Below are 23209 nucleotides of genomic sequence, written 5' to 3'. Positions count from 1 at the left end.
AAGAAAGACTCAAAAACTCTTCACTTGTTATGCAAGACGTAAATCATCAATTATTCACTGATGAAGTATTCAAAGAGCTTAGTCTAGGTGTAAAAAATTTTGATGAAGAAAAGGCAAAAATTATTTTGAAAGAATTAGGCCTAAACGAATTTATTGAAAGGCATCCAATGAGTTTATCAGGAGGACAAAAGCAAAGACTTGCGATAGCGTCTCTTATGTGTAAGGATTCTTTATTTGTATATTTCGACGAACCTACAAGTGGTATGGATTATTCAAATATGATAAAAATATCCGAGCTAATCAAAAAATATAGAAGTAAGGATAAAATAATATTTATAGTTTCCCATGATATTGAGTTTTTGAATGAAGTAAGCGATGAGATATTTGAAATATAAAAATAGGGCTGGAAAACAAGTTTTTAGAACTGGTAATTACTCTATAAATTTAAAATTAAGAGGATTTATGTTATATGCTATAATTAAACTAATAGTTGATATCATTTAAGCGTAAGAAGGTGTAACCGTGACTTTATACAAGAGTATATTAGTTGGTTTTTGTGTTCATTCTTGATGTTTTTGGGAGATATGACCTTATATTATGATCTTAATGATTACGATGGCAAGTCCATTTACCTATGCTTTTATCATTGCTGCAGCTAGAATCAAAAATAAAAAGCCATTACCTAAATTTTTATCAGATAGGCTTATGGGCAAGGATAAGCTAAGCGTAATCGAAATGACCTATCCTCAAATTTAAAAAATACCATTTAAATTGCCTGCAAGTTTATCTATCATTACAAGCTTTCATAAAATTTAAGTAAGTTTTCAAACTAAGTACTGTTTTGACGAGGAAGTAAGGAAGCTATACCTGAAAAAAGTGAAAAAATATTAAGAGACTAGCTTCCACAAATGAAAACAGAAGTATTTGAAGGAAGGGGCCACGGACAATTTCTTCATGAACATCCCAAAGAATACGCTAAAAAACTAAAATTATTTTTGGAAAATAAATGAGGAGGATATTATGGATATAACAAGAGTAATCTTAGATGGAATTGCAATGGCTGATATCTTTAACGGTGCGGTGGCAGCTTTTGTACTGATTAACCCGAGATTTTTCTTCGATTCATATCCAAAGGGAATACAAAATTCGGCTCCAGAAAAGATGACAAAAGAAGAAAAAAGAATAAATTTTATACTTACGATTATAATTTCAGGAATCTGTTTGATATATGGAGTTACCTCACTTTTACATTCAGGAATAAGAGAGCTTAGGGAACTTTTTTGGATGAGCTATATTCAGTGGACAATATTAAACTTTGGAGATTTCCTTCTATTGGATGTACTTTTGTTCCAAGGAAAGTACAAGGATAAGATAGTCATACCAGGCACAGAAGGACATGAGGACTACAAATTTGGAAATTGGATGAAACATCTGGCTATAAAGGAACATTTCATTTTGATGCCATTATTACTAATTCCAATAGCATCCATAGTCCAAGCTTGGCTAGTGGTATTACTTGGATTATAAAATAAAATTTGAAAGATATGATTGATTTGTTACCCATATGAAGCATGAGAAAAAGACTATCAAAAAATGTAACTGATATATGATAATTAGTAAAACTAATTTGATTAAAAAATTACGATGAGACTAATTTGGAAATTAGAAAAATATCAAAATCAGATCTAGAAGAATTAGCAAAGTTAATAGTAGATGTCTATAACACCCCATGTGGAAAGTCTCACCTTGCCGACAGGCTAATAGCCTCAATCAGCCGGCAGGCACTAATATGCCCACCGGTAAGGAGAGGTAAAATTTCCTAAGAGAACCTTCTAATGATGGTCAATGATTATTCATAATTTTGCAACAGCCCATTTTTTACTTAATAGAAGCGAGTGTTTAATGCTAATGGGTTTTGATAATGGTGAAATAGATAAACTAAAAGTAATACATTCGATAGTAATTGTACCAAAAGATAATTACATATATATCTGGAAAATTAAATGTTATTGTTTTGACGTGATTTATAAAAGTATTACTGTTGGTTAGTGAAATAAAATACTAGTGATGATATAATGATGAAAAGAGATTTTTTAAAAAAATAGTTCAATCAGCATACTATTTTAAAGGGAGGATATATGAAGAAAAAATTTTTTAGAATCTTTTCAATTCTTATTATTTTACTAGCTCTAGTTTTTATTAGCAGAATATATAATGACCATAAGTATAAAGATACCAATGCTTTAAATTTTCCCAAATATTATAAGGATGTTACTAATATAAGTCTATATCCTACAGATATTGATGGAGTTTATGTAACTTATGTAGATGAGGGTAGAATGCAAGGCTTTAGATTTGTACCTAAGAAAAAATCACATAAGGGACTTGTTATTTGTTATGGAGGTTCTGAAGGAAGCCCAAATTTTGAAAGTGCTAAAAGATTAGCTGAAGAAGGCTATGAAACCCTTGCCCTATTTATGTTTGGTATGAAAAATCAAGAACAGACTTTGAGAAAAATTCCCTTAGAACAATTTGAAGATGTTATAAATTATATAAATAAAAATATAAAAGACAATAAACCGATAAGTATTTTGGCAGCGTCAAAAGGGGCAGAATATGCACTTAATTTGGCTAGCAAATACCCTGAAATAGATAATCTGATTTTAATATCGCCTTCATCTTATAATTTTGCTGGTCTAGATTTTAAAGATTATGGATCATCATGGACATATAAAGGAAAGGAACTTCCATATATAGATATAAAAAAATCATCATTTAACTCATTTTTAAAAAATATTATCGGTCCTGCTGTTATTAAAAGTCCTATTAGCTTTAAAGATACTTATAAAAGCGCAATAGAAAAAGACTCCTCAAGCCAAGAAAAACTAATACCAGTCAAAAATATTAAGGCAAATATATTAATGATAGCAGGCGGAGATGATTTGATGTGGGATAGCCTTGCCATGGCAAATAAAATAAAAGAACAAAACCCTAATGCAAAGATTTATTCTTATAAAGGAGCAGGGCATATATTTGCAGGCAATGGTATTTTAAATCTAGGAAAAATTAGAGTTGCAACAGGTGGAAAAATTGAAGGCAATGAAAAAGCAAGAAGTGAATCAAGAAAAACTATTGATGCTTTCTTAAATGAAAATCATAAATAGATAATTACTTGGGAGTTAAAAAACGAAAAAAATATAGTATAAAAGAAGTGGAATTAATCTGCTTCTTTTTATTTTACAATACGCTTTAAATAGGCTGATGGTATAGTTAAATCAAATAGTGATATTAATCAATATGGGACAGAAAAACTGATTATTGTAAAAAATGAGATAAGCGCTTACTATACCGTTGAAATTAGTGTTCAAAATATCTATCGAATATTTGATAGTTAAGACACAACAGGGGGATAGGTCATCTTTACGGTATGAATAGAATTAAATGACATTAATCAAAAGTTGAATGAGGTTTTTAAATGATTTATTTAATGAGACATGGTGCTGATCCTGATAATCGCTTTGGTGGATGGAGTGGATATGGTTTAACTGAAACTGGTAGACTAGAGCTTCATTGGGCAAAGCATAAATTATCAGACAAGGGTATTACTAGTATATATTCTAGTGATTTGAAGCGAGCAAAAGAAACTGCTGAGATTGTGGCTGATTCACTTTCTTTGGATATCATATATTTGCCTCAATTTCGTGAAGTTAATAATGGATTATTAGCTGGTATGGAAAAATCAGAAGCTTTTGAAAAATATCCTGGAAAATATTGGAGGACACTTGCCTGGACGGAAACATGGCCTGGGGGAGAAAGTCCAGAACAATTCTTTTTTCGTATTAAGGGTGCATGGTATAATTTTAAAAAACAAGTCGGAAAGAGAAATGTCCTATTGGTTACTCATGGTGGAGTAATTAATGTAATATTGTGTTTGGAAAATGGAATAGCTTATACAAATAAAGAAACGCATTTTCAAATAAAAGATGCAGGGATCGTAGAATTAGATGTATAAAAGTTTTTTTAATGACTTATATTATAGGAGTGATACAAGTGACTGATAAAACCGATAAAAATTTTTGGGATAGATTTGCTAAGCTATATGCACCTTTTATGAAAAAGGATCAAGGACTTTATGATGAAGTTTGTAAATACCTTAGTCCTTATTTGAATAAAGATATGGATGTGCTCGAACTTGCTTGTGGTTCAGGGCAATTTTCCTTTTCTCTTTCGGATTTGACTAAGAGTTGGATTGGGACAGATTTTTCTGAGCAAATGATTATTGAAGCTAAAAAGCGTGGGGGAGGCGATAATCTTAGCTTTGAAGTGGCTGATGCAGGGAACTTATCTTTTGCAAATGAAAAATTTAATTGTGTCTTAATTGCTAACGCACTTCATATTATGCCCAAAGCAGATAGGGCAATGAGAGAAATATATAGGGTATTAAAGCCTAAGGGGATTTTGCTTGCTCCTACTTTTCTATGGAAAGAAGGCAAAGAAAGAAATATTTTAAAAAAGATTATGTCAATTTTTGGATTTAAGATGTATGAAGAATGGAATCAAGAATCATTTAAAGAATTTGTTGAAAAACAAGGCTTTTCAGTGCTTGAAATGAATTTGGCCTATGGAGGGTTGGCACCTATTGGGGTGATGATTGCCCAAAAAAAGTCTTGATAATTTTTCTTGTAAAAAATATTACAATACTTAGCAAGGGGCTGTTGCAAAATGAATAAATCGTCTCAATATCATTAGAAGAACCTCCACGGAAAGTCTCACTTTGCCGGTAGGCATATTAGTGCATGTGGAATTATTAATTTATTTTTATAATAACGATTATCAATCTTGGTAAAATTACTATCTAGTATATAGTCGATATAAAATGAAAGGGAATAAATTTGCTTTGGCAATAAAGGAAACTTTGAAGATGACAAAAAGATTAGCATTTCTAATAGCGTATCTCAGCTAATCTACGCCTTAGATGGGTTCTTTTTTGTTTTAGTTGATGGAGTTAAAGCTTTGGTTAAAATTTCTTAATTTATTTACTGAAGATATTGCACAAAAAGAAGGCTTTTTTAACTTATGAATTTATGCTATAATGAGAAAAATAAATAAAGGAGGTTGATTTTATGGGATGGGATGATAAAACAGGAAAGGCTAATGGAGGAAGAGCAGATAAATACGTTGTTCTTCAAGTTGTACTTACAGAGAAATTTTTAGGCACAGGATCTGGAACGGCAAGTCTAACTAACCTTCAAGCTGCCATAAATGAACAAGCAGCTTTAGGATACAGATTACACACTATTACTACTTCATCTTCTGGTTCAAAAGGTTTTCTTGGAGGAGACAAGATTCAGGCGACCATGGTTTTCGAAAGAATTGATTAAAATTGTTTTAAAGAATCTATCAAGCGATAGAAGTAGGTCTTTACTTTAGGCTCTTTAGCAATTGGCCTTTGAAATAATTTAAAAGAGATGTAATAAGTATGTATGTAAATACGAGAAACTCTAGGATAAAAAGCTTTTCAGGGGGTATATTTGAAAATAAGAAAGATTTCTCATTCAGACATTAGAGAACTTGCAGATATCATGGTAGAAGTCTATAATGCGCCACCTTGGAATGATTCATGGACAGAAAAAACAGCTAGCGAATCCCTAGTAACTTTGCTGGCCTATCCTGATTTTTGTGGCAATATTATAGTTGATGGAGATAAAATAATAGGAGCTATAATCGGAAATATTAGAAAATATGCTAGGGAGACCACCTATTATCTCAATGAGTTTTTCATTTTGGATAAATATAGGAGAAGAGGGCTAGCAACTAGCCTATATACTCACACCATAGAAGAACTAAAAAAAATCGGCGTAAGTGGTGCTTTCTTTACAACATTAAAAAACACTCCAGCCTATAGTTTCTATACAAAACAAGGGGCTCGGGATTTGACAGACTCAGCTTGTTTTTACCATAAATTTTAAAATTATACTTAAAGATTTACTTACATGCACCTAACAAAAGTTAGGTGTATTTATTAAGCCTAAGATTAGGAGTTGAGTTATTGGTAAAGTTAAGGAACTTAGTAATGTATATTTATAAAAAGACATAAAAATGATATGATTATAGTTAGGACATACAAGCCTGCCTGCAGAAAAAGAAAAAAAGATTTTTTGAAAAGATAGTTATACCGATTAGAGAAATTTTGGGTAAAAATTTATAAAATTGCGTATTTTTAATATATTTAGCTATACAAGGAAGGTTGGTGATTATTGTGTATATTAAAGAATATAAAGATTTTAAATATGATGAAATAAATAATCTTTATGAACAGCTTGGATGGAGTGCTTATACAGAGAATATGGATGCTTTAGAGCAGGGCTTTAAAAATTCCTTGAAGGTCTTAGCAGCATATGAAGATGAGAAACTATTAGGACTAATACGAGCAGTTGGTGACGGATTTACAATTGTTTTCATACAAGATCTTTTAGTCTTAGCCGAACAACAAAAAAAGGGTATAGGGACGGCTCTAATTCAAGCTATGCTTAGTTTGTATCCTGAAGTTAGACAGATAGAACTTGCAACAGACATCGACCCTAAAACCATAGCCTTTTATAAATCGCAAGGCTTTAGAGAACTTTCAGAAATAGGATGTTGCGGTTTTATGAGATTATTATAGCTTGGGAAAGTTTTGATTAAATAATAAAAATCAATAAAACAAGGGGCCTAGGAGATTATTATTAATTCTCTTTTGCCCCTTTGTTTTTACTTACTTTCGTACTTCAAAAACTTATTTGCTAGGTAGAGGAAGATTAGGACTTCTCCTAGGGCGAAGACTATTAGTTCTAGTAGGTTTTGTGGGCTTATGAATCGGAAGTTGTTAGCTTCTATTGCAAGAAAGCTAAGGCCTATTATTTTTAGGGACTGATAGGCTGAAGCAAATCCTATTATCGTAAATATACTTGATAGGAGAACTATGATTCCAAAGGATTTAAGCCTTATAGCAAGGGCTTCGAAGATTGCAATTATAGGAAGGGATAGGAGGATGCTTAGACCTATATAATAAAAATATATTGTAAAGTCTATGCTTGAAAAGCCTCCTATAAATTTTCCTCCTAGGTAAAAGAGGGCCAAGAAATATATTTGGCAAAGGCTAATTATTATAAAGGCTACAATTAGCTTAGCTATTATGAAGTCAATGTTTTTTCTTGGACTTAGCCTAATAAATTTAAGACCTGCCTTGTGCTCTGGTGCCCAAAGACTTGCTATTATAATAGCTATAAGGGGGATATAGAAAAAGGAGAAGTAAAATAAACTTACCTGAGTCCACAGACTTTGCCATTCGTTTGTTAAAGTTTCCCTATTGCCCATAAAGTTTATTAGGCCAAAGGCATTGGCTAGCAAGGGGATAATTAGACTTACTAGCAAAATATTTATAATTTTTATTTTTTTAAATTCTAATTTTAACATACATCCTCCTAGTCCTTGTACAAGTTGTAAGTTTTCATCTCTTTTATATAGATTATAGTTAACATTAAGAGTATGAGGGCGATTATTCCAGTATAGAAATTTATAGGATTTAATACTTGAACAAACTTATCACCTTCTTTGACATAAGATATATTTAGTAAACTAGCCATCCATCCAAAGGGATTAACAAAGCATAGAAATTCTGATGTAAGCATAGTTATTATTCCAGTAAGTCCACCTACTATCGAAATAAATGATAGGGTGTAGACTCTTTTTGCCTTCATTTCTATAATCATAAATAGACCCATAAAAAACAAATTTGTTAATATTGCAGATAGGTTTACCAGACCAAATCTCAAGATCATGTCAGTATCCATATTAAAATTAGCTGACTTTTTTGCAAGTAGGAGAAAAACAATAGCTTCTACTATTTGCAATAAGACTAGCTTTAGGGATAGGTTTTTAAATTTATTTATGAGTATAGAATTTACTTTTTCTCCAAGACTTACTTGCAACTGCCACATCTTGTTTTTTTCCTCGATTTCAATCACTTTTTTAACCAAAGATGAGATTAAAATTGGATTTATCAATAAGGAAATAAATAAATAGGTGTCTAAAATGTCGGCTAGGGGATAATTTCCCTCCGCAAATGATTTTGAAAGGCTGAACCCTGCTACCATTAGCATTTGAGCGAAAAATACTATTAGGATTAAGAAATTTATCCCCAGTCTTTTGTATTTTTTTCTTTCTAAATTTGCCATATTAAGACCTGCTTTCTTCGATAAAAAGTTTTTCTAGGCTTTCTTTTTCTTCTTCAATCCTGTATATATCAACCTTTCCATATAGGAAATTTACAATTTCTGATATTTCCTTGTTTGAAATCTTGCCTAAAACAATCTTTTTTCCCTTAAACCTTGCTTGGTCATAGTCTAAAAGAGCGATGGCCTTTTTGTTGTCAGATGTTTGGATTGAAATAAATGGTGGATGGAGTTTCCTATAGTCTTCCAAGCTTCCGTTGTAGGTTAATTTTCCTTCTTTGAGGATACCGATGTGGGTTGAAATTTTTTCCATTTCATCAAGGATATGGGAAGAAATTAAGATGCTTGTAGAAGTATTTTTCACAATATTTTTAAATAAATTTCTCATCTCTTCGATTCCCTGAGGGTCAAGACCATTTATTGGTTCGTCTAAAATCAAAAGTTTAGGATTTCCGATAAGAGCGATGGCAATACCAAGTCTTTGCTTCATCCCAAGTGAATAATCCCTAGCCTTTTTCTTGCCCACATTATGAAGGCCAACAAGGTCAAGTGTTTTTGAAATTTCTGCCTTATTTATGCCCTTAAGGCTACAAATTATTTCAAGGTTTTCATAGCCACTTAAGTGGTCGTAAAAAGATGGATTTTCAATTAGGGCACCGAGATTTTTATTGAGATCTTTTTGGTTTTTAGGACTTACTTCCTCGCCAAAAACTCTAATTTCTCCTCCGTCTTTTTTTACAAGACCAAGTATAAGTTTCATAAGTGTAGACTTTCCTGCTCCATTTTTGCCTATAAGGCCGTAGATTGAGCCTTGTTCGATTTCTAGATAGTCAATATCTAGGACTTTCTTCTTGTTATAGGATTTTTGTAAATTTTTTATTTCTAAGATTTTTTTCATAATCATTCCTCCTGAAAATAGGATACCAGGCTAAGATAACGATAAAGTCTACCTAAGCTCACTTTTACATCACAAAAGGTAACTTATTAAGTAAGTGGTGTATAATAAGCTTGATAAGGGGGATAAGATGGACATAAGAAGAGATTTTTCTATTCTAGTAGTAGATGATGAGAAAAGCCTACTAGAAAATCTATATGAATTTTTAAAAAATAAGGGATTTAAGAAAGTTTATACAGCCAAAAATTTGAAGGAAGCGAACTTCAAATTAGAGAACTTTAAAATTGACCTAATAGTTTTAGACCTAATGCTTCCAGATGGGAGTGGTTTTGACTTGCTAAAGGAAGTTAGAAAGACATCTGATCTTGCTGTAATAATCCTCTCTGCCCTTGATGGCATAGATGACAGGAAGGAGGGCTTCGAAAATAAGGCTGATGATTACTTAGTAAAGCCCTTTTTTCCAGATGAACTCCTTTGGAGAATAGATGCAGTTTTAAGACGCAGTAAAAAAATAAAAAACGAGGAGAAAATATCCTTAGGCAAGGTGATCTTCGATAAGGCTAAGGGTATCCTTATCAAAAATGGTGAAGAGATTCCCCTAACTGCCACCCAATTTAAAATCCTATCCTATTTGGCTGATAATATGAATATGATTGTCTCAATTGACCGTATTTTGGAAAATATTTGGGAAGATTCCTATGGTTATGAAAATACATTAATCACTCACATCTACAGGATTCGTGAAAAACTAGAAGACAATCCAAGAGAACCTAAAATCTTAATAACCATCAAGGGTCTGGGCTATAAACTTGTGAAAGAAGACTGAGATGTTTAATTATATAATAAAAAGATTTAAAAAAATCGTAATAAGAATCCTTGCCCTTTTGTTTTTTCTAATATTTTTATTAATGGTCTTTCTCTACCTAAACTACAAGTTGGGAGATAAATATCCAAATCCTAATGACCTTTATACCTATGTAGAAAACAATAAAACCGACTCCTACCTAAACGAAAAAAACAAGGACTTTTTAAAAGAAAATGATATTTGGGCGCTTAGGCTAGATAAGAATGGCAAAGTAATCGAATCTTTTAATAAACCAAGGCAAGTTAAGGATAAGTTCGACCTTACAGATGTAGCCAGCTTTACCAGGTATTACTTAGCCGACTACCCTGCTTTTACCTATATTTTAGGAGATGGCCTACTTGTATTTGCCTATCCAAAAAATTCACTGGATAAGTTACCCTTTAATTATTATAACTACCAGGACCTTATTTTTAATTTACGGTTAATTGTCATTTTTTTAATACTATTTTTACTCTTTGTCTATGTATTTTATAGGATTGACATCAAAAATATCTTAAAAAATATCCTACCATTGCAAAAAGCGATAGATAAGCTATATGAAGATGACTATGAAAGCTTAGATGAGGATGGAGAGCTAAAGGATTTGGCTCTATCCATTAACAAGGCAAATGAAAAGTACAAGGATCTAAAAGAAGGCCAGGACAAATGGATAAGAGGCCTAAGTCATGATGTAAGAACTCCCCTTGCCAAAATCTCCTGGGAGCTTAGCAAGGAAAATATAGAAGATATGGATAGGGGAAAAATCCAAGACCAAGTTCAAAAGATTTCAAATATCCTAGAAGGTCTTAATCTAACCCTGTCTTTGACTAAGATAGATACGGAAACTTTCAAGGAAGAAAATCCCATAAAGCTCATCCGAAAACTTATAGTGGACAAACTAAATGAAAATCCAAAAAGACAAATTATATTTGAAAACAAGCTAGAAAAACAAAATCCAAGGATCAAGATGGATTCTAATTTATTTTTAAGGATGCTAGAAAATATCCTAAAAAACTCCCTTGCATATACAGATGGGAAAATCACCTTAGCTATATCTGAATCGGCCAATAATTTAATCATAAGAATCCTAGATGAGGGGGAGGGAATATCTGAAAATATCATAAGTAAAGTCTATGGAGAGGACTTAACAAATATTACCAAACATGGTTTAGGAATATTTATCTCCAAGCAAATAGCAGAAGTTCATGGAGGAAGTTTTACTATAAAAAATAAGAATCCCGGCCTTGAAGTGAAATTTGTTTTTGAGTTTAATTAAAATATAGATAGGAGGAGAAAGGCCATGCATTTAGCAGATCCGGGAGATATTAAGCTTAAAGTTTTCTTATTGATACCTGTAATTTTGTGTTTGATAATTTTCTTTTTGGTCGAAAAGACTAAGGGAAATATTATAGCAGGTTTTAATCTTATGGATGAAGAAAAAAAGGAAGATTTGATTAAAAGAGGATATTTAAAAAAAGTCAAAGTCATGATTTTAATAATGTGTCTGCCTTTAGTTTTTGCTTTTTTATCTAGTTTTTTTGTAAGTGATATCGAGCTTTTCGATAAAATCATCATGAATGCCTGGGGCATCTTTGCCATAATTACTATTTTGGGGATTATTCTTGTTAATTATTCTATGAGAAATTAACCGTATATGGGTTTATACCATATGAGGTTTTTGTCTGGAAATTTTGTCAAGCTTATCTTAAAAAAGAGAATAAAGAAAAATCATACTTTAAATAATGCAAAGTCATTGCTTATTTTTGTTTTAAGGGTACTATAAAGTTTGTAAAAAAGGGGTGAATAAATTGATAATAGAAAAAATTATTGGAAATGTTTTTGATATAAATGAAGAAAATTTACAAATCAACTGGCTTAATATGCCTTACGACCATGCCCACAAGAAAATTCAAAGATTTGAATATGAGGGTTTGGACTTGGGTCTAAAGCTTTCTGAGGAGGATAGGCAAAGAGGTCTAAAGCATGGAGATATAATTTATAGAGAAAATAATGTAGTCTATGCTATCAATATAGAAGAGGTCGAATGCTTAAAGATTTCTATGGATGATGCTAAGAGCTTTGTAAACTTAGCCTATATTATCGGCAATCGTCATGCAAAATTGTACTGGTCAGAAGATGGCAAATCTCTAATTACACCATACGAGAAGACCCTAGAAGATATGCTAAAGACTGTAGTTGGTATAAGGATGGATAAGGTTATGGCTAAGTTATTGGCAAAAAACAACTTGATGGCAATTCTACCTCAAGGTCAAGTAGTTGATCATCATAGCCACGACCATGATCACGATCATGACCACCATCACGACCACAATCATGATCACCACCATCACCACCATGAATAGAAAAAAATATGAAGAAGAGCTCATCCTCCTTCAATTAAATGATAGTCAATTTCCTATAGGTTCTTATTCTCATTCTTATGGCCTAGAAAGCTATATCCTAAAGAATTTGATTAAGGATTCCAAAGATACAAAAAAATATTTAATAAACTATCTAAAAACTAGCTTCTATTATAATGATCTTTTAGCTGTATATCTAGCTTACAATTATTTTATAGAAGGAAAAAAAGATGAGCTTTTAGATCTAAATATAAGATTACAGGCTCAAAAAAGCCAAAAAGAGTTAAGGGAAGCTTCAGAGAAGTTAGGCTCAAGACTTATATCGACAGTTCATAAGATGGACATAGCTATGCCAGAACAATACTATGACTACCTAGATTATCATAAGAAAAATGACATTATCATCCATCACGCAGTCGCCTATGCTCTAATTACAGCAAGTCTTGATATTGATTTGACCGCATCTCTTTTGAGTTTTGCCTTTAATATGGCACAGAATCTAGTGATCACAGCGGTTAAGACCGTACCTATCAGCCAGTTTGATGGGCAGAAAATCTTATATGAAATCTATGACTTGATAATAGATTTAGTTACAAAGATAGATAAATTGGATGAGGAGTATTATTTTACTTCATATCCAGGTGTAGAAGTTGCTTCAATGCAACATGAAGTATTATATTCAAGACTTTATATGTCTTAGGGAGGCTTATGGATTACGTAAAAATTGGTGTCGCAGGCCCTGTTGGTTGCGGCAAGACACATTTGATAGAAAAACTAGTAGAAGAATTCAAAAAAGATTATAAGGTTGCTGTTGTTACTAATGATATATATACACAAGAAGACGCAAACTACCTAAAAGATCAGGGGATTCTTGAAAGAGATAGGATAAGAGGAGTAGAAACTGGCGGATGTCCTCATACAGCCATAAGAGATGATGTTTCTATGAACCTTGAAGCCTGTGAGGATTTAGTCAGAAACTTTAAGGATATAGAAATAATCTTTATCGAAAGTGGTGGAGACAACCTATCAGCAACCTTTAGTCCTGACCTTGCAGATGCTACCATCTTTGTAATAGATGTAGCCGCAGGTGGGGACATACCAAGAAAGGGAGGCCCAGGAATTTTAAGATCAGACCTTCTAATCATAAACAAAAAAGATTTAGCTCCTTATGTTGGAGTTGACCTTGAGGCTATGAGAAAGGATACCCTAGCCCAAAGAGGAGATCGTCCATTTATCTTTACTAATATCAAAAATGGCGATGGTCTTAATGATGTCTATGACTGGATAAGAAAGCAAGTCTTATTAGAAGATTTAAGATAATGAAAAAAACATACGCAAGAGCTAGCAGATTATATCTAGAGTTTGAAAATAAGGATGATACAACAATCCTAAAAGATATTTACAATTCTCCACCATTCTTAGTTATGCACACCTTCAAATACGGTGACTTTACCAAGGCTATGATTATGAGCTCAAGCCCAGGTATCCTGGAAGGCGATAGGCAAGAAGAAAGATTTTATGCAAAAAAAAATAGCAAGGTCTTGCTTTCTTCTCAATCATACGAAAAAGTCTACAAGATGAGTGAGGATTCTTTCGCAAGTCGTAGGGTCGAAATTCGAGGAGAAGAAAAATCTGATTTTATCTTTAAACTTTTACCCATGATTCTATACAGGGATTCTGACTTTAGGGAGGAGATCAAGGTGGATTTAGAAAAAGATGCCAGGCTCATCTTTTCTAACTCTTTTGTAGCTGGTAGAGTTGGCAGGGGAGAAAGCTTTGAATTTAAAAGCTACAAGACTAATCTAGATATAAAGCTAGATGAAAAACTTATCTACACCGAAAAAAACCTCATAAGACCAAGAGAACAAGAGATAAATGAACTTGGACTTATGGAAGGCTATGACCACTTTTTGTCTATGGTTGCTATAAATTTCGCCAATGAAGATAACATTGGTGAAATCCGCAATATAATTGATAAGCATAGCCAAAAAAGAGGCCTAAAAGGTGGGGCAAGTTTAAGTTTTAGAAATGATATTCAAATCAGGATTTTGGGCAAGATGGGCCAGGATCTAATAGAATGTGAAAAAGAAATTATAGATTATTTGATTGAAAAAGGGGGAAGGATATGCATTTAGTACCAAAAGATATTGAACGCTTGATGATATTTACAGCTGGAGAAGTTGCCAGAAAGCGTAAAGAACGTGGACTTAAATTAAACTATCCTGAAGCAGTCGCTCTAATCAGTGTCGAGCTTTATGAAATGGCTCGTGATGGCAAGACTGTTTCAGATTTGATGCAAGAAGGCAGGAAGATTCTAACAAGAGATGATGTCATGGAAGGGGTCCCTGAAATGATTAAGGATGTACAAATCGAAGCCACATTTCCTGATGGAACCAAGCTTGTAACAGTTCATCAACCAATCGTATAGGAGGCAAAAATGATTCCAGGTGAAATTTTTTATAAGGATGAAGATTTGATTTTAAATGAAGATTTCGAAGCTATAGAACTAGAAGTAACAAATACTGGCGATAGGGCTGTACAAATCGGTTCTCATTTTCATTTTTTTGAAGTAAATAGATATTTGAAATTCGATCGTAAAAAGGCCTTTGGCAAAAAACTAGATATTCCTGCAGGAAATGCCATTAGATTTGAACCAGGTCAAACCCATAGGGTAAGATTAATTGATATCGGCGGAAATGGAAGGGTTATAGGCTTTAATGGACTTACAAATGGTATAACCCATGATATCAAAAAAGATGAAGCCATGAAAAACCTAATTCAAAAAGGCTATGCTAATATCAATAGTGATGGGGAGGAATAGATGTCATTTAAAATCTCAAGAGAAAAATACGGCTCTATGTATGGGCCAACAACAGGCGATAAAGTCAGACTAGCTGATACAAATATTATAATAGAAATAGAAAAAGATTATGCAATTTATGGAGATGAATCAATCTTTGGTGGTGGTAAGACTGTAAGAGATGGAATGAATCAATCTTCAACTGCAAGCTATGCCTCAGGAACTTGCGATACAGTAATTACAAATGCAATTATCCTAGACTATACTGGCATCTACAAGGCAGATATAGGCATTAGAGATGGTATTATTACAGGAATAGGTAAATCTGGAAACCCAGATATGAATGATAATGTAAATCCCGGTCTTGTAATAGGGGCAAGCACTGAAATAATCTCAGGTGAAAATAAAATCGTAACCGCTGGAGCAATTGACACTCACGTTCATTTTATATCAGCCGATCAAGCAAACACTGCCCTCGCAGGAGGAACTACTACCCTAATAGGTGGTGGAACAGGCCCTGCTGATGGAACAAATGCTACAACCTGTACTCCTGGCCCTAACCATCTAGAAGCTATGCTAAAATCAGTCGAAGGATATCCAGTAAATGTAGGACTTTTAGGTAAGGGTAACTGCTCAAGCAAAGAGCCCCTTTATGAACAAATAAAAGCAGGAGCTTGTGGTCTAAAAATTCACGAAGACTGGGGAGCAACAAGAGCTGTTATAAATGCCAGCCTTGAAGTTGCCGATGAGTGCGATATAGCAGTTGCAATCCACACCGACACCCTTAACGAAGGCGGTACAATCGAAGATACCCTAGATGCGATAGGCGGAAGGGCTATACATTTCTTCCATACTGAAGGAGCAGGAGGAGGACATGCACCAGATCAAATAGTTGCAGCAGGCTTTAACAATGTCTTTCCAGCATCAACAAATCCAACTATGCCTTTTACCATAAACACATCTGATGAGCACTTGGACATGGTTATGGTTTGCCACAATCTCGACAAAACCATAGAAGAAGACGTAGCCTTTGCCGACTCAAGGATTAGACCAGAAACAATAGCTGCAGAAGACGTCCTCCAAGACATGGGAGTATTCTCAATAATGTCTTCAGACTCTCAAGCCATGGGTAGGATAGGCGAAGTTGTCATGAGAACATGGCAAACAGCCTCAAAGATGAAGGACCAACGTGGAGCTCTCAAAGAAGATGAAGGAAATAATAACGATAACTATAGGGCCAAAAGATATGTAGCCAAATACACTATAAATCCAGCCATAGCCCACGGAGTATCTGAATATATTGGTTCAATCGAAGTCGGTAAACGTGCAGACCTAGTCCTTTGGGAGCCAAAATTCTTTGGAGTTCGTCCAAAACAAATCCTAAAAAATGGTCTAATAATAATGGCACCATCAGGAGATCCTAATGCATCCATACCAACACCACAACCTGTTATATATAGAAGAATGTATGCAGCCATTGGCGGAGGAATCGGAAACTCTTGCATGACCTTTGTTTCAAAAGCAGCCTATGAAGCAGGCATAAAAGAAAAACTAGACCTAAAAAGAATGGTGTTACCAGTTCATAATTGCAGAAACATCGGCAAAAAAGACATGAAACTAAACTCAGAAACACCAAATATCAAGGTGGACCCAGAAACTTACGAAGTAACAATTGAAGGAAAGAAAATAACATGTGACCCAGTAGACAAAGTCGCCCTAGGTCAATTATATAATCTATTTTAAAATAAATACAATATCTTAACAAGAACCCCAAAATCCTTTGGATCTTTGTCAAATCGTGTTGGTAAATAAAAATCAACCAAATTCTTATTTAGGGATAGAAATTTCTATCCCTGATTTTTTTGTACACTTAAGTGAGTTGAGCGAACGAAAGAGAGCGAAACAAAAAACCACCTGCTATGCAGGTGGAGGGATTTAGCTTTAGCTTCAAGCACCAAGAAAACCTCCTTAAAGTATAATTGTGATAGTCACATGCACAATTAAATAAGGAGGTAATCATGGATAAAAACACTTTATCGCATACAAGCTGGAGATGCAAATATCATATAGTTTTTGCACCAAAATATAGAAGACAAGCAATATACAGACAACTAAGAAAAGACATAGGGAGCATACTCAGAGAATTATGCTCAAGAAAAGGAATAAACATAATAGAAGCAGAGCTATGTCCAGATCATGTACACATGCTGGTAGAAATACCGCCAAAATATTCTGTATCACAAATAATGGGATATTTAAAAGGGAAAAGTTCACTAATAATATTTGATAGACATGCCAACCTAAAATATAAATATGGAAACAGACATTTTTGGTGTAGGGGATATTATGTAGATACAGTGGGAAGAAATGAAAAGAAAATAAAAGAATATATACAAAATCAATTAAAAGAAGACTATTACACTGACCAAATAAGTATAAAGGAATACTATAACCCGTTTACTGGAGAGGAAGTCAAATAAAAACAAATAAAAAAACTGCTTAAGCAGTAGTTGGGATAGTGGTGCATGTGAAGGAATACTCGAAGCCCCAATAGGGGCGTGCCGGTATTCGCGCATTATAGGCGCTGTGCAAACTACCAGCTAAGCTGGTAGTTTTGATCACTAGAAGATATCGAACTAGGGCTTATGATTGGAGAGGTAAATAAAATTAAATAGATTTAGATTTTTATATGTTGTATAATATAAGTGATAATAGTTATCAGTAGAAAAGGAAGGTGGATTTTGTGAAGCTCTTATATTTTTTTGATGATAAGATGAATCCCCTTCCATAATGATAGAGAATGGAATCTTCTTAGCAAAAATCTAATTAGAAAAAATAACACATTTAAGGATATTTAGTTATGTCTCTTTTGCTTTAATGATTTCTTATGAAAGAATTGGGAAAAGGTATAAGATATGAAAGTTTTGGAGTTTGTTCATGATTTTACTTGAATTGTTTATTTTATGTGCTGTATTTTTTATCCTATGCTTTGTGGGAACGGGTACAGATGAGAAGAATTTGAAAAATTATATGTCCTATCCAGATCAAGTCCAAGAAGCTATTAGTAGGATAGGTGAATATCAGGGTAAGTATAAAGAAAGGGGAAAGTTCGCCATTTTCTTGGGCAATTTCATTTTCTTTACATTTTTATTTTACCTCTTGGCTTTAACCTTTCGAAGCAGATACTTTACTGATAATTTCCTAAGTTTATTAATTTTGGGAGAGGGTCTTAATCTCTTTGACCTACTTATAATTGATTTGTTGTGGTGGAGAAATACAAAAAGGATAAGATTTTCCAAAATCCCAGACAAGACCCTCTACCAAGATCCTAAAAAACATCTAGCTTCCTTCCTAAGAGCCTTAGTTATGTATTTTCTAGTTGCCCTTGTTGACGGATATCTTTTGACCTTGTTTTAATGATGGGAACTTTAGGAGAAAAATATGAATTTTCTTAGTTATGGAGATAAAAATAAGAGGGCGCTTTTATTTATTCATGGTCTTAGTTCAACCTATGACCTATGTTTTGGACAGCTTATCCCTTATCTTAATGATTATTATTTGATTTTTTCTGAACTCGATGGCCACTCTCCGACAAGAGATGATGACATGCTTTCGCTTGAAGATAATATAGATAGATTAGAGGCTTACATAATAAGTGAGATGGGAGGAAGGCTTTATGGTATTTGTGGTTTTTCCATGGGGGCGACAATAGCAGTAGAGCTTATAAGTAGGGGGAATATTAGCGTGGAGAAGGTCTTATTGGATGGAGCAGTTACTAGTGACTTGGGTCTTATGGCCCTTCCTTATACTTGGGCCTTCATTATTGGGACAGAAAGAATTAAAAAGGCTAAGCCTATACCAAAGTTTCTCCTAGATTGGATGCTGGGTAAGGATAACAGAAGCGTCATAGAAATGATGTATGATAAAATAAGTAAGAGGACTATAAGGAATGCTTTAAAATATCTCTACCATTACCAAATCTCCGAGTCCTTGAAAAATTTTACAAAGCCTGTTTTGTTTTGGAGGGGAAGTGAAGAGCCTATTGCCAAAAAAAGCGAGGAGAACTTAAAAAAGTATATAAGTGATATGCAAAGTGAAGTCTTCGAAGGTCTAGGTCATGGTCAATTCCTCCATGAACATCCTAATGAATACTCAAAAAAGCTTAGGAAATTCTTAGAATAAGACTAGAGCCTTCCTTTTTTGATTTTAGCAAGGATAAAGTCAGAAAGGAAGGACTTTTTTTATATTAGCTAAGGATAATTATTAAAGTTAAATAAAAATTGAAGATAATAGCAAGTTCACTTGACAAAAATAGACAAGTAGACTATACTATAAATGTAAAGCGTACATTGCATTTTATTCAAGGAGCTTAGTATGAAAACGAGAATAGCTGAATTAAGAAAGAAAAGAAAGTTATCTCAGGCTGAGCTTGCGGATATTGTCGGAGTAACAAGGCAGACTATCACTTCTATCGAAACAGAGAAGTACATAGCTTCCCTGCCTTTAGCCTACAAAATAGCAAGGTATTTTGGCTTAAAGATTGAAGATGTCTTTGTATTAGATGAGGAGGTAGAAGGATGAATTTGGATACTTATAGTGAAGAATTAAAAAGTAGGGAGAAAATCTATAAGTTTTACATAAGCCTTGCTATAATCTTTATATTTATTGGCGAAGCTTTTCTAAAAGATAAATTTGCCTATAATGATTTTATCTTTGGCTTTGTATATGGACTTCTTATTGGTATGGAGCTTTTTTGTTTTGGAAAAGTTATAAAAATAAATAAGGCGAGAGATGATTATAGCTTGTTAAGGAAAATGTATATAGAGGAAAATGACGAGAGGCAAATTCTTATAAGGCTTAAATCTGGCTATCCTATCCTAACTAACCTATCTCTTGCTATATTTCTATTTGCAATTCTAGCAGGCTTTATAAATAAGGCGGTGTTTGTAACCCTCCTAAGTGTAGGAGTCTTTCAACTTTTAGTTAGTAAAGCTATAAGATTGTATTGGAGAAGGAAAATATAGCCCCTCTTGGGAGTAGACTTTTATGATACTTATAAAAATAAGCTAGCTTAATTGCTAGCTTTCTTTTTTTCATCACCTAAATTCCTAAGTTTTTCTACCTGATCTTCCCTGCCGAGAACTATTAGGCAATCGCCAATTTTTAAGCTATAATCGCTTGGTGGATTGAAAATCATTTCTCCATCTGTAATCTTTTTTATGGCAAGGACTGTAAGGCCGGTTTTGTTTGGTATTTGAGCTTCTATCAAATTCTTGTTTTCTAGATAGGAGCCTTTTTTGACATAGACTTCTTCTAGGTCAAGCTCCAAGTCGCCTATTTTAGTAACAACATCAAGAAAAGATATGATATTTGGCTTAATCATTAGGGAAGCCATCCTATTACCACTTATTTCTATACTAGATAGGGTCTTGTTTGCTCCAACCTTTAGGAGTTTTTCTCCTCCAGACTTACTTAAAGAGTTGGCGATAATATAGATGTCCTTGTTTAAGTTTCTTGCAGTTAGGACTGTAACTATATTATCAACTTCAGAGTCAAGGCAAGCGATTAAGCCCTTAGCCCTACTAATACCAGCATGTTCTAGGACACTTTCTTCTGTAGAATGACCTTCTACAACGAGGATATTGTGGTGACTATAATCGTCAAGGTCATCACGCTTATCAGTTACAACTACAAAGTCGAGCTTCTCATTTACAAATTTATTAATAATAACTTCTGCCAACTCACCAGACCCACAAATAATATAGTGATTATTTAGGCTTAAAATTTTCTTATCCATCTTACTTCCCTTCCACAGATCTCCTACTTGTCCTTCAACAAACATAGCTACAACACTTGTAAAGGCATAACCAACTATACCGACACCAAAAAATATCATGAAAATAGAAAAAATCTCTGATTGGGGGCTTACTGTACCAACTTCTCCAAAACCCACTGTCGAAATGGTTATTACTGTCATGTACAAGGCATCTATAAAACCTACCTTTAGCAAAATCATATAACCCACAACGCCAATTAGCATCAGAAGGCTAAAGGCACAAAAAATTAGCTTGAGTTTTCTTTTCTCTTCCATAAGCCCCTCCTTATTGATGATTATAATATAAAATCCATAAAAAAACTAGATGTTAAGCTTAATTAAGGAAAATAATCATATATTGTAGGTAATTATTTAGATAAATTTATTAGATGACAGAAATAGTTAACAAATGTTATAATTATTTAAAGGAGGAGCTTATGGAGTTAAGTTTATCAATAATTTTTTTTATCGGTGTTATTTTACTTCTTACAGTCTTTAGGTCCCAGTTTAAGGGGGCTTTGGGAGAACTTGCTGTATCTGTAAAGCTTAAAGATTTGGATAAGTCAAAGTATAGAAAACTACATGATATTAAATTAAAAAACACAAGCAATAATACTAGTTCAACCCAGATTGATCACATAGTTGTTTCAACTTATGGAATCTTTGTCATCGAAACAAAGGGCTATAAGGGAAAAATCTATGGTAAAGAAAATTCTAGACAGTGGACGCAAGTTATATTTAAGCAAAAAAACTATTTTATGAATCCTATTCTTCAAAATTATGCTCATATCAAGTCTATAGAAAGTGTAATAAAAGAAGCTTATCCACAAATGCTTTATCATTCAATAATAGCTTTTTCTGGTGAGGCGAATATTGATTCTATTGAAGTTAGTAAGGCTAGGGTCTGTAAAATCGCCTATGTGAGCGATCTAATCAAAGAACTTTCAAGTGAAGAAATTATTTCGGAAGATGATGTTAGAAATATAGTAGAAATAATAGAGAAGAATAAATCTAATGAAAGTGATTTTTCTCATACTAGAGAAATTAAAAATTTGAAAAAAGAAAACGAGGAAAAAATCAAAAAAAATATTTGCCCGAGATGTGGAGGAAAGCTTGTAGAAAGAGAAGGTAGGTATGGGAAATTTATGGGATGTTCCAATTTTCCTAAGTGTAGATTTATAGTTAGTGAGAAGAAAAAATCTTGAAGACTTTTTGACAAATATACAAAAAGCTCTAATTTTATATTTCTAAAGAAGAGTAAAATCAATATTTATCAAAGACTTTGGCAAAATTAGGACGCTTAGAATCACTTAGCTAAGTAAAGACTTTTTTTTAATCTTCCTTGCTAGTAAAATAAAGGAAATGTTTTATTTTATGAATTATAGGAGAAGATGTTAGATATGACTTTGTTTAAAAATGAGTTTCCTATTTTGGAATTTGATGATAGTCCTGTAGCTGTCATAATGCCTAATCATGAAGATTTGGATATTAAATTGCCTAAAAAATGTGTCTATGCCTTTTTGGGCGAGGAAATTAATGATTATGCTTTGAAGAATAAGGCTAAAAAAATTGCCGAGTTTGAGTCAGCTACAAAAGTATATCCGGTTTATGTTTTAAATTATAAGGATCATGAAATATGTCTTGCCCAAGCTCCAGTGGGTGCAGCAGCTGCCAGTCAATTTTTGGATTGGCTGATTGCTTATGGAGTGAGGGAGATAATTTCTGCTGGGACTTGTGGGGCTTTGGTTGATATTGAAGAATCTGTTTTCCTTATTCCAACAAAGGCCCTAAGGGATGAGGGGACTAGCTATCATTATATGAAGCCTTCAAGATTTGTCGATGTTAATCAAAAAGCAATTGATGCTATTAAATCTCTTTTTGATAAAAGAGGCTTAACTTATATAGAAACTGTAACATGGACTACTGATGGCTTTTATAGGGAAAGTAAAGAACTTGTGAAATATAGGATTGAAGAAGGATGTAGGGTAGTGGAGATGGAATGTTCTGCCCTAAGTGCTGTTTCTAAACTTAGAAAGGTAATCTGGGGTGAAATACTCTTTACGGCAGATACCCTCCATGATGTTGAAAATTATGACCCGAGAAATTGGGCAGAAGATACTTTTTCCTATGCCCTAGAGTTGGCGATAGATGCTGTGCTTGAAATTAAAAATTAGGAATTTTCTTTATCTTAGAAATTTCTATGTATTTCAAAGAGATTTTGTAAAAAGTTTTACTTAATCTCTTTTTTCTATTATAATATAAGTTGTAAATTAATGATCTAT

At 33.3% G+C, this 23209-nt stretch carries 32 protein-coding genes; 28 read left to right on the top strand and 4 right to left on the bottom strand.

The annotated features are described in order from the left end of the window. From P6936_RS07035 to P6936_RS06985, 11 genes are all read left to right on the top strand, one after another. The coding region (locus tag P6936_RS07035) for an ATP-binding cassette domain-containing protein (RefSeq protein WP_276881236.1) at positions 1-395 on the top strand (395 nt) is incomplete at its 5' end. A 202-nt stretch (positions 396-597) separates the two neighbouring features. Next, positions 598-756: a hypothetical protein gene (locus P6936_RS07030; protein WP_276881235.1), complete on the top strand. Its 159-nt coding sequence runs from the start codon at positions 598-600 to the stop codon at positions 754-756. Positions 757-908: 152 nt separating this feature from the next. After that, positions 909-1010, top strand: coding sequence for a TMEM53 family protein (locus P6936_RS07025; protein ID WP_231723879.1), 102 nt, complete (start codon positions 909-911; stop codon positions 1008-1010). Between the two features lie 10 nt (positions 1011-1020). After that, on the top strand, positions 1021-1527 hold the full coding sequence (locus P6936_RS07020; protein WP_276881234.1) for a hypothetical protein: 507 nt from the start codon (positions 1021-1023) through the stop codon (positions 1525-1527). A 128-nt stretch (positions 1528-1655) separates the two neighbouring features. Next, the gene (locus P6936_RS07015) at positions 1656-1823 is read left to right on the top strand and encodes a hypothetical protein (protein WP_276881233.1); all 168 of its coding nucleotides are present in this window, start codon (positions 1656-1658) and stop codon (positions 1821-1823) included. A gap of 315 nt (positions 1824-2138) precedes the next feature. Continuing rightward, positions 2139-3164: an alpha/beta fold hydrolase gene (locus tag P6936_RS07010; protein WP_276881232.1), complete on the top strand. Its 1026-nt coding sequence runs from the start codon at positions 2139-2141 to the stop codon at positions 3162-3164. 311 nt (positions 3165-3475) lie between these two features. Further along, a complete protein-coding gene (locus P6936_RS07005) occupies positions 3476-4012 on the top strand; it encodes a histidine phosphatase family protein (protein ID WP_276881231.1) in 537 nt (178 codons plus the stop codon). A 38-nt stretch (positions 4013-4050) separates the two neighbouring features. After that, the gene (locus P6936_RS07000) at positions 4051-4671 is read left to right on the top strand and encodes a class I SAM-dependent methyltransferase (RefSeq protein ID WP_276881230.1); all 621 of its coding nucleotides are present in this window, start codon (positions 4051-4053) and stop codon (positions 4669-4671) included. A 452-nt stretch (positions 4672-5123) separates the two neighbouring features. After that, positions 5124-5381 carry a DUF4177 domain-containing protein gene (locus P6936_RS06995; RefSeq protein ID WP_004837792.1) on the top strand — a complete coding sequence of 86 codons (258 nt, stop codon included), beginning with the start codon at positions 5124-5126 and terminating at the stop codon, positions 5379-5381. 150 nt (positions 5382-5531) lie between these two features. Then, positions 5532-5969, top strand: coding sequence for a GNAT family N-acetyltransferase (locus tag P6936_RS06990; protein WP_276881229.1), 438 nt, complete (start codon positions 5532-5534; stop codon positions 5967-5969). Positions 5970-6259: 290 nt separating this feature from the next. Next, positions 6260-6664 (top strand): GNAT family N-acetyltransferase, encoded by a 405-nt coding sequence (locus P6936_RS06985; protein WP_040349735.1) that lies wholly within the window; start codon positions 6260-6262, stop codon positions 6662-6664. An 86-nt stretch (positions 6665-6750) separates the two neighbouring features. Here P6936_RS06985 and P6936_RS06980 read toward each other — a convergent pair whose 3' ends face one another. The 3 genes from P6936_RS06980 to P6936_RS06970 are packed head-to-tail and all read right to left on the bottom strand — an operon-like array spanning position 6751 to position 9111. After that, positions 6751-7455, bottom strand: coding sequence for an ABC transporter permease (locus P6936_RS06980; RefSeq protein ID WP_004837796.1), 705 nt, complete (start codon positions 7453-7455; stop codon positions 6751-6753). Positions 7456-7463: 8 nt separating this feature from the next. Further along, positions 7464-8216, bottom strand: coding sequence for a hypothetical protein (locus P6936_RS06975; RefSeq protein WP_276881228.1), 753 nt, complete (start codon positions 8214-8216; stop codon positions 7464-7466). Position 8217: 1 nt separating this feature from the next. Continuing rightward, on the bottom strand, positions 8218-9111 hold the full coding sequence (locus tag P6936_RS06970; RefSeq protein ID WP_040349730.1) for an ABC transporter ATP-binding protein: 894 nt from the start codon (positions 9109-9111) through the stop codon (positions 8218-8220). 127 nt (positions 9112-9238) lie between these two features. Here P6936_RS06970 and P6936_RS06965 point away from each other — a divergent pair, with 127 nt between their 5' ends. The 15 genes from P6936_RS06965 to P6936_RS06895 all read left to right on the top strand — a co-directional run bounded on the left by P6936_RS06965 (position 9239) and on the right by P6936_RS06895 (position 20136). Then, positions 9239-9934, top strand: a complete 696-nt coding sequence (locus P6936_RS06965) for a response regulator transcription factor (RefSeq protein ID WP_040349731.1) — start codon at positions 9239-9241, stop codon at positions 9932-9934. Between the two features lies 1 nt (position 9935). Continuing rightward, a complete protein-coding gene (locus P6936_RS06960) occupies positions 9936-11228 on the top strand; it encodes a sensor histidine kinase (RefSeq protein WP_004837800.1) in 1293 nt (430 codons plus the stop codon). Positions 11229-11252: 24 nt separating this feature from the next. Continuing rightward, on the top strand, positions 11253-11600 hold the full coding sequence (locus P6936_RS06955; RefSeq protein ID WP_276881227.1) for a DUF3784 domain-containing protein: 348 nt from the start codon (positions 11253-11255) through the stop codon (positions 11598-11600). 151 nt (positions 11601-11751) lie between these two features. Next, a complete protein-coding gene (locus P6936_RS06950; RefSeq protein WP_276881226.1) occupies positions 11752-12315 on the top strand; it encodes an urease accessory protein UreE in 564 nt (187 codons plus the stop codon). Then, positions 12308-13012 (top strand): urease accessory protein UreF, encoded by a 705-nt coding sequence (locus tag P6936_RS06945; RefSeq protein ID WP_276881225.1) that lies wholly within the window; start codon positions 12308-12310, stop codon positions 13010-13012. The genes P6936_RS06950 and P6936_RS06945 overlap by 8 nt, the downstream gene beginning before the upstream one ends. 8 nt (positions 13013-13020) lie before the next feature. Then, positions 13021-13632, top strand: coding sequence for an urease accessory protein UreG (gene ureG / locus P6936_RS06940; protein ID WP_276881224.1), 612 nt, complete (start codon positions 13021-13023; stop codon positions 13630-13632). Further along, entirely contained in the window at positions 13632-14447 is an 816-nt protein-coding gene (locus P6936_RS06935) for an urease accessory protein UreD (protein ID WP_276862379.1), read from the top strand. The genes ureG and P6936_RS06935 overlap by 1 nt, the downstream gene beginning before the upstream one ends. Further along, positions 14438-14740, top strand: a complete 303-nt coding sequence (locus tag P6936_RS06930) for an urease subunit gamma (RefSeq protein WP_276881223.1) — start codon at positions 14438-14440, stop codon at positions 14738-14740. Before P6936_RS06935 ends, P6936_RS06930 begins: the two co-directional genes overlap by 10 nt. Positions 14741-14749: 9 nt before the next feature. Beyond that, positions 14750-15133: an urease subunit beta gene (ureB, locus tag P6936_RS06925; RefSeq protein ID WP_004837806.1), complete on the top strand. Its 384-nt coding sequence runs from the start codon at positions 14750-14752 to the stop codon at positions 15131-15133. After that, positions 15134-16855: an urease subunit alpha gene (gene ureC / locus P6936_RS06920; protein WP_004837807.1), complete on the top strand. Its 1722-nt coding sequence runs from the start codon at positions 15134-15136 to the stop codon at positions 16853-16855. 275 nt (positions 16856-17130) lie between these two features. Continuing rightward, complete coding sequence (gene tnpA / locus P6936_RS06915) at positions 17131-17592, top strand: IS200/IS605 family transposase (RefSeq protein ID WP_276862378.1); 462 nt, start codon at positions 17131-17133, stop codon at positions 17590-17592. A 457-nt stretch (positions 17593-18049) separates the two neighbouring features. After that, positions 18050-18529, top strand: a complete 480-nt coding sequence (locus P6936_RS06910) for an ABC transporter permease (protein ID WP_276862375.1) — start codon at positions 18050-18052, stop codon at positions 18527-18529. 24 nt (positions 18530-18553) lie between these two features. Continuing rightward, a complete protein-coding gene (locus P6936_RS06905; RefSeq protein WP_276881222.1) occupies positions 18554-19294 on the top strand; it encodes an alpha/beta fold hydrolase in 741 nt (246 codons plus the stop codon). A gap of 192 nt (positions 19295-19486) precedes the next feature. Continuing rightward, the gene (locus P6936_RS06900; protein ID WP_060929091.1) at positions 19487-19693 is read left to right on the top strand and encodes a helix-turn-helix transcriptional regulator; all 207 of its coding nucleotides are present in this window, start codon (positions 19487-19489) and stop codon (positions 19691-19693) included. Next, positions 19690-20136 (top strand): hypothetical protein, encoded by a 447-nt coding sequence (locus P6936_RS06895; RefSeq protein WP_276881221.1) that lies wholly within the window; start codon positions 19690-19692, stop codon positions 20134-20136. The genes P6936_RS06900 and P6936_RS06895 overlap by 4 nt, the downstream gene beginning before the upstream one ends. 47 nt (positions 20137-20183) lie before the next feature. On the opposite strand, the gene P6936_RS06890 is transcribed toward P6936_RS06895, so the two are convergent. Beyond that, positions 20184-21203, bottom strand: coding sequence for a potassium channel family protein (locus P6936_RS06890; RefSeq protein ID WP_060929090.1), 1020 nt, complete (start codon positions 21201-21203; stop codon positions 20184-20186). Positions 21204-21364: 161 nt separating this feature from the next. Between P6936_RS06890 and P6936_RS06885 the strand changes: the two genes are divergently transcribed. After that, positions 21365-22132 (top strand): NERD domain-containing protein, encoded by a 768-nt coding sequence (locus tag P6936_RS06885; protein WP_060929089.1) that lies wholly within the window; start codon positions 21365-21367, stop codon positions 22130-22132. 186 nt (positions 22133-22318) lie between these two features. Beyond that, the gene (locus tag P6936_RS06880) at positions 22319-23101 is read left to right on the top strand and encodes a nucleoside phosphorylase (RefSeq protein ID WP_004835782.1); all 783 of its coding nucleotides are present in this window, start codon (positions 22319-22321) and stop codon (positions 23099-23101) included. Positions 23102-23209 lie beyond the last annotated feature (108 nt).

It is taken from the genome of Anaerococcus tetradius, assembly GCF_947087635.1.
In the GTDB taxonomy this organism is placed as follows: Bacteria; Bacillota; Clostridia; order Tissierellales; family Peptoniphilaceae; genus Anaerococcus; species Anaerococcus tetradius.
The sequence above is the reverse complement of the archived record's forward strand: the minus strand, read 5'-3'. Positions and strand labels throughout refer to the sequence as shown.

Bases quoted from the DNA above. Each gene is read 5' to 3' on its own strand.
- ureB (WP_004837806.1), top strand. From the start codon at position 14,750: ATGATTCCAGGTGAAATTTTTTATAAGGATGAAGATTTGATTTTAAAT.
- P6936_RS06885 (WP_060929089.1), top strand. From the start codon at position 21,365: ATGGAGTTAAGTTTATCAATAATTTTTTTTATCGGTGTTATTTTACTT.
- P6936_RS06945 (WP_276881225.1), top strand. From the start codon at position 12,308: ATGAATAGAAAAAAATATGAAGAAGAGCTCATCCTCCTTCAATTAAAT.
- P6936_RS07005 (WP_276881231.1), top strand. From the start codon at position 3,476: ATGATTTATTTAATGAGACATGGTGCTGATCCTGATAATCGCTTTGGT.
- P6936_RS06930 (WP_276881223.1), top strand. From the start codon at position 14,438: ATGCATTTAGTACCAAAAGATATTGAACGCTTGATGATATTTACAGCT.
- P6936_RS06910 (WP_276862375.1), top strand. From the start codon at position 18,050: ATGATTTTACTTGAATTGTTTATTTTATGTGCTGTATTTTTTATCCTA.
- P6936_RS06890 (WP_060929090.1), bottom strand. From the start codon at position 21,203: ATGGAAGAGAAAAGAAAACTCAAGCTAATTTTTTGTGCCTTTAGCCTT.
- P6936_RS06965 (WP_040349731.1), top strand. From the start codon at position 9,239: ATGGACATAAGAAGAGATTTTTCTATTCTAGTAGTAGATGATGAGAAA.
- P6936_RS06935 (WP_276862379.1), top strand. From the start codon at position 13,632: ATGAAAAAAACATACGCAAGAGCTAGCAGATTATATCTAGAGTTTGAA.
- P6936_RS06970 (WP_040349730.1), bottom strand. From the start codon at position 9,111: ATGAAAAAAATCTTAGAAATAAAAAATTTACAAAAATCCTATAACAAG.
- P6936_RS06905 (WP_276881222.1), top strand. From the start codon at position 18,554: ATGAATTTTCTTAGTTATGGAGATAAAAATAAGAGGGCGCTTTTATTT.
- tnpA (WP_276862378.1), top strand. From the start codon at position 17,131: ATGGATAAAAACACTTTATCGCATACAAGCTGGAGATGCAAATATCAT.
- P6936_RS07025 (WP_231723879.1), top strand. From the start codon at position 909: ATGAAAACAGAAGTATTTGAAGGAAGGGGCCACGGACAATTTCTTCAT.
- ureG (WP_276881224.1), top strand. From the start codon at position 13,021: ATGGATTACGTAAAAATTGGTGTCGCAGGCCCTGTTGGTTGCGGCAAG.
- P6936_RS07020 (WP_276881234.1), top strand. From the start codon at position 1,021: ATGGATATAACAAGAGTAATCTTAGATGGAATTGCAATGGCTGATATC.
- P6936_RS06900 (WP_060929091.1), top strand. From the start codon at position 19,487: ATGAAAACGAGAATAGCTGAATTAAGAAAGAAAAGAAAGTTATCTCAG.
- P6936_RS06960 (WP_004837800.1), top strand. From the start codon at position 9,936: ATGTTTAATTATATAATAAAAAGATTTAAAAAAATCGTAATAAGAATC.
- P6936_RS06995 (WP_004837792.1), top strand. From the start codon at position 5,124: ATGGGATGGGATGATAAAACAGGAAAGGCTAATGGAGGAAGAGCAGAT.
- P6936_RS06975 (WP_276881228.1), bottom strand. From the start codon at position 8,216: ATGGCAAATTTAGAAAGAAAAAAATACAAAAGACTGGGGATAAATTTC.
- P6936_RS06880 (WP_004835782.1), top strand. From the start codon at position 22,319: ATGTTAGATATGACTTTGTTTAAAAATGAGTTTCCTATTTTGGAATTT.
- P6936_RS07010 (WP_276881232.1), top strand. From the start codon at position 2,139: ATGAAGAAAAAATTTTTTAGAATCTTTTCAATTCTTATTATTTTACTA.
- P6936_RS06895 (WP_276881221.1), top strand. From the start codon at position 19,690: ATGAATTTGGATACTTATAGTGAAGAATTAAAAAGTAGGGAGAAAATC.
- P6936_RS06955 (WP_276881227.1), top strand. From the start codon at position 11,253: ATGCATTTAGCAGATCCGGGAGATATTAAGCTTAAAGTTTTCTTATTG.
- ureC (WP_004837807.1), top strand. From the start codon at position 15,134: ATGTCATTTAAAATCTCAAGAGAAAAATACGGCTCTATGTATGGGCCA.
- P6936_RS07030 (WP_276881235.1), top strand. From the start codon at position 598: ATGATCTTAATGATTACGATGGCAAGTCCATTTACCTATGCTTTTATC.
- P6936_RS06980 (WP_004837796.1), bottom strand. From the start codon at position 7,455: ATGTTAAAATTAGAATTTAAAAAAATAAAAATTATAAATATTTTGCTA.